The organism is Chloroflexota bacterium (genome assembly GCA_035652535.1).
Taxonomy (GTDB): domain Bacteria; phylum Chloroflexota; class UBA6077; order UBA6077; family SHYK01; genus DASRDP01.
In genome coordinates this window covers 1-3081 of record DASRDP010000039.1, presented here as the reverse complement: position 1 = coordinate 3081, position 3081 = coordinate 1, and the positions used below count along the sequence as shown (strand labels likewise).

Annotated in this window: 3 protein-coding genes; 1 reads left to right on the top strand and 2 read right to left on the bottom strand. The window is 65.2% G+C overall.

The window, feature by feature from the left end:
• Nucleotides 1-58 precede the first annotated feature (58 nt).
• Nucleotides 59-1015, bottom strand: a complete 957-nt coding sequence (locus VFC51_04985) for a fumarylacetoacetate hydrolase family protein (protein ID HZT06363.1) — start codon at nt 1013-1015, stop codon at nt 59-61.
• A 203-nt stretch (nt 1016-1218) separates the two neighbouring features.
• Here VFC51_04985 and VFC51_04980 point away from each other — a divergent pair, with 203 nt between their 5' ends.
• A complete protein-coding gene (locus tag VFC51_04980) occupies nt 1219-2436 on the top strand; it encodes a hypothetical protein (GenBank protein ID HZT06362.1) in 1218 nt (405 codons plus the stop codon).
• Nucleotides 2437-2507: 71 nt separating this feature from the next.
• Here VFC51_04980 and VFC51_04975 read toward each other — a convergent pair.
• A partial coding sequence (locus VFC51_04975) for a hypothetical protein (protein ID HZT06361.1) occupies nt 2508-3081 on the bottom strand: 574 nt, incomplete at its 5' end.

The following is a 3081-nucleotide window of genomic DNA, read 5'->3' as shown; positions in this document are numbered from 1 at the left end:
GACCGTCCGGCACGGCCCCGGGCGGCCCTCGGGTCTTCGTGGCGGCGACGTCGTTCGATCAGGCGAGGTGTGCAGGAATGTCCTGTGGCGCTGGCGTCCAGATCTCAGACCGCCGCACCCCGCCGCCGGGGGCCCAGTACTGCGTCTTGCGCGGTCCGTCGCTCTTGATGTTGAAGCGCAGCCGCCCCAGGCCCTCGCCTTCCAGCTCCACGACGTCACCGTCATTGATGGGGGGCAGGCCGACGTGGTGCGTGCCGCACGAGACGACATCTCCTGGCTGAAGCGTGATGAGCTGAGAGAGCCAGACCACCTGCTCTTCGATGGGCTGGACCATCGCGTTTGTGTTGTAGTCCTGCTTCAGCTCGCCGTTGACGTAGAGGCGCACACGCACGTTCTGGGGATCGGGAATCTCATCCTTCGTTGTGATCACCGGTCCCATGGGCGCAAAGCTCTCGAGCGACTTGTGCATGAAATTGGTGAATCGGTTCGGTACCCCATGGCACGAGATGTCGGCGAAATTCATGAAGCCAAAGACATGGTCGAGCCCCTGCCCGGCTGAGAGCTTCCTCGCTCGCTTGCCGATCACGTATGCCAGCTCCGGCTCAGGGTTGAACGACGTCGCTTCCTCCCAGTTCGGAAGCTCCACCGTGTCCCCGCTGGAGACCACCGACGTCGCGCTCTTGTGGAAGAAGTCCATGTAGTAGATCGGCCGTTTCGGCTTGGGATTGTTCGTGTCCTGGAAATTTCCCCAGGCGCAGAGGGTGTTCGGCGGCCGTGGGAGCGGAGGCCGCACTGTGACGTCCGCGTAGGGCACCCCTTCCTCCCGCGCGACCACGCGCTCGAATTCGGGACGGAAGCGGTCGAAGTCCTCGATGACCGTCTCAATGATGAGCTGGCCGCCGAGCCGGGTTCTCGGCAGCGACGCCGCGATGGGCACGGCGGCAGTGACGTCTACCACGCGGCCACCAGCCTTCAGCACACCCAACCGAAAATCGTTGAAGAACAGAAGCTTCAAGAGTCAGCCCCCCTTCGCGCGCTACTCTGGCCGCGCCTAAGCATATCCCACGCGGCGATCCCGCGCGACGTAGCGAGGTCGCTGCTATACTGCGTCCCGAACCGGCCCGGCCGGCGAAGGGCCGATGCCCACACAGCGGGTAAGGAACCGCCGGACCCAGCCCGGGGAACGAGCCCAGGGTCTCACTGATTGTGGGAGGCAGCATGCAGGCAAGCAAGACACCGGAGAGCGTCGATCCCAGAGATCTGCAGGCTCGGGAGCGCATGGCCTACTACCAGTGGATGCGCGGCGAAGGAATTCCGATCCATTTCGCCGTGGCGGGCATCTCCGATATCACGGCGGTACCGCGCGAGCGCTGGGCGCGAACCGGCGCGGGGCGGGCGGTCTTTCTCGAGCTGGAAGGCACCTACCAGTCGGAGCTGGGCATGTTTGTCTGCGAGATTCCGCCTGGGGAATCCCTCGACATCCAGCACCACCTATACGAGCAGTTCACGCTTATCCTACAGGGAACCGGAGCGACGCAGCTCTGGCAGAAGAACGGCCCCAAGCGAACGTTCGAGTGGGGCAAGGGAAGCCTGTTCGCTCCCCCGAAGAACACCTACTACCGCATGTTCAACCTGGGCCGAGAGCCGGTGCTCTATCTCGGCGTGACGACAGCGCCGCGCGTCATGACCGCGCTCTTCGGCAACTGGGCCGCCCAGGATCGTCACAGCGTCGAAACCCCGGCCAGCCCCTTCGAGTTCGTCTTCACCTGCGACCACGACTTCGTCGAGCTCTACGACGGCAGCGAAAGCTACTTCGCGCGGACGGAGGACCGCATCTATCCGGGTGGATATCACCCGCGTACCTGGTACACCAACTTCATTCCGGACGTGAACGCGGAGTTCGTCGACGACAACAACCACAAGGTCGCCGGCGGACAGCTCACCGGCTACCGAATGGCCGGGGGCTTTCCGTCGGGGCATATCTCCGAGTGGCCCGTGGGCCGCTATCACAAGGCCCACTACCACGGTCCGGGCGCCGTGCTCGTCGGGCTCAAGGGCCACGGCTACGTCAATCTCTGGCCGCACGAAATCGGCATTCATCCCTGGCAGGACGGCTACGCCGATCGCGTTGTTCTCGTGGAATGGGGCCCCAACAGCATCTACTCCCCGCCGGACGGCTGGTTCCACCAGCACATGAGCACCGGCAACGTTCCGGCCCGCCACGTGGCGCTGTACGGGGCCAGCCACAACCCGCTGGCGACCCGTCGGGAAGAGGGGGTGCTGACCCCCGTACGCGAGGGGGGCGTGCTGATCGATTACGAGGACGAGGACCCGGAGGTGCGCCGCTACTTCATCGAGGCGAATCGCCGTGAGGGAGTGGAGTGCACGATGCCGCCCGTTACGTACCGCACGGACCCCATTTCGCTACGCTCGTAGGTGCAGCCCGTGGCTCATCCCCGGCGCGACGTGCGCAACGGGGCGCCGGTATCCGAATCAGCCCCCGGCCATCAACCGGGCGTCCAGTCCCAATCCTGGATGTTCCAGGATACGTCCGACTCGGGCGCGGCCGGCGCCGGACCGGTGAGGCCGTTGACGTAGGCGAACGACGTCGAGGAGAAGAAGAGCCCAACCGAGGGTATCTCGTCGGCGTAGACCCGGAGCATTTGGCGAACCAGGGGCAGTCGGTCCTGGCGATCCAGCGTCGTGTTGAACTCGCTCAGCAGGCGGTCGTATTCGGCCGAGGCCCAGCCTCCGCGATTACCGCCGAGCCAGCGATTGGCCTGGGCGGGGATCTGCGAGCTATGGAGGGCGTTGAGGGCTTGCTCGCCGAGTCCGATCCCAACCGCCTGAAGGGCGGGGAAGGTCGCGCGCACCTGGGCGTTCTGGGCTTCGATCCGGGGGATCACACGCTGCTGCACGTCGAAGCCCTGGGAGCGGAGGCCGTCTGCCATCACCAGGATCTCCCGCACGCTGTCCGGACTCTCGGTGATCGCGACCTCGAAAGCAAGCTGCTCATCTACGCGCTGATAGAAGCCACTCGGCCCCCTGGTGTAGCCTGCATCCCGGAGCCAGGCTTCGGCC

What these genes read in the sequence shown, in the direction of transcription:
- VFC51_04980 (HZT06362.1), top strand. Translation starts at nt 1,219, where the DNA reads ATGCAGGCAAGCAAGACACCGGAGAGCGTCGATCCCAGAGATCTGCAG.